The following is a 500-nucleotide window of genomic DNA, read 5'->3' as shown; positions in this document are numbered from 1 at the left end:
ACGGTCACCCGGCACCGGAGAAGGATTTTCAGGTTGGACTAGTGTTGCGCCGGGTGAAGAGCCACGGCTCAACGCCTTCATCACTGAACAGGTTGGCGTGTGGCAAAACATCTACATCGCGACCCGAATGAAGGACAATCCGGGAGATAACGCTTTCGCTTGGGCGAAATTCCGTAACATCAGCCTCATGGTCAATGGATAATTTCATGCTGGACCAGATCAAACGTCTCCGAGAACAGATCAGCACGCAATTGCCGTCCGATATCGACCCGGATGGTCCACCGCCCACTAGGGTCGCAGTGCTCATTCCGGCCTATAAGCACTCTGTGCTTCTTGCGGAAGCTGTGGAATCCGTTTTGGCGCAGGAAGCGCCTTTCGATRTCGCAGCCGTGATCATAGATGACGGCTGTCCCTATCCGGAAACCGGCGAAATCGGACGGACATATGCGCTGGCTCATTCAAACGTCTTTTATCTCCGCAAGGCCAATGGAGGGCTGAGT

Annotated in this window: 2 protein-coding genes; both read left to right on the top strand. The window is 54.5% G+C overall.

Annotation, left to right across the window (positions count from 1 at the left end; all coding sequences use genetic code 11):
• Positions 1–202 (top strand): DUF6212 domain-containing protein (locus ACXJ5O_RS29580; RefSeq protein ID WP_457303004.1); only part of this gene is annotated, 202 nt, incomplete at its 5' end.
• 4 nt (positions 203–206) lie between these two features.
• Positions 207–500: glycosyltransferase (locus ACXJ5O_RS29575; protein ID WP_457303003.1), on the top strand; the 294-nt coding region annotated here is incomplete at its 3' end.

Source organism: Phyllobacterium sp. P5_D12, from assembly GCF_054049495.1.
The sequence above is the reverse complement of the archived record's forward strand: the minus strand, read 5'-3'. Positions and strand labels throughout refer to the sequence as shown.